This window comes from Streptomyces sp. NPDC047453 (assembly GCF_040643155.1).
Classification (GTDB): Bacteria; Actinomycetota; Actinomycetes; order Streptomycetales; family Streptomycetaceae; genus Streptomyces.
In genome coordinates, this window is record NZ_JBEYTS010000192.1 from 1 (window position 1) to 1,050 (window position 1,050).

The 1,050-nt window shown below is 67.9% G+C and carries 1 protein-coding gene; it reads right to left on the reverse strand.

Going from position 1 to position 1,050, the window contains the following annotated elements:
- Nucleotides 1-771 precede the first annotated feature (771 nt).
- Nucleotides 772-906, reverse strand: coding sequence for a hypothetical protein (locus ABZ818_RS42885; protein ID WP_361427801.1), 135 nt, complete (start codon nucleotides 904-906; stop codon nucleotides 772-774).
- Nucleotides 907-1,050 lie beyond the last annotated feature (144 nt).

Sequence of the window (1,050 nt, forward strand, 5' to 3'; positions counted from 1 at the left end):
ACCACAGAGCTCGAATGGCTCCGGCATGAAGAGTGCTCACCTGCTGGCGGCTACGGACCGTAGTCTCTCTCACGGCCCGATGAATCCCATTAGGCTTGAGCATGATGGCAGCGCGGGCACAGGTCTCCCCAGTGATCACTGAGCGTCGCAACTCCGTGATCACCCGGACCTGTGCTCGTTCTGCCGCCGAGGCCCCCAACCGCACCTATTGGCGCGGCTTCTTACGGTCCCGCCACGGAACATGCACGGCACGGGCACCGTGCTGCCGCACCACTGGGAGCTTGGTGCGGTTGGACGGGCGAGCCCTCGCACTCATCCGGGGGAGTCGGCCGGCGCTCAGGCCGCCCGTCCATCCATCCAGCCATCCTGCTGGCCGATCGGTCCACGGCCGGTCACGGCACACCAACTGCGGACTGCGGGGTACCCAAACAGCTCAATCCAGCTCAGGACAGCTCCCTCACTCCGATGGATTCGGCAACCGGCTCGGAGGCAGTATTGCGGTCCATGACGGTGAGACCGGTGGTCGTGTCTCCGCCGTCATAGTGTGGGCGGCCCGCCGGAGGGCAGGGCCCTCGGCCCGGCGTCGGCCGGTGCTCAAGGCCATCGACACCTCCTCCTCCGCGAAGACGGCGAGGATAGCCTGTCCCTAGCGGTTCCCAGCACGGACGGGGCGGGCGTTGCCCCGCCTCACGGAGTGGTTCACCTAGCCACGACCTCCGGGTCCCTTCACCTGCCTGCTGATCGAAGTCCAGGGCCCACGGCAACGCCGCGCTACGTGGGTATGCGTGCCTGAGCTGCGGAGATGATCCGCCAGCGGTGGTGGTGCTGTCGTTCGTACTCCAATACCTCCCGGGCCACGTCGTCGGACACGTCGTGCAGGCGCATCGTGATGCGTTCCGGGTCCATGGCGTCGTAGCCGGCTCACGGCTCCTCGTCGCGGGTGACCCCGCGCAGGGCGTCCGCTTCCGTCCTGTGGGTGGCCTCGGGCGTCCTCTGGAGCACGGCCTCGGCCGCGTTGATCAACGTGTCGCGCTGGCGATGGCGCCGCTC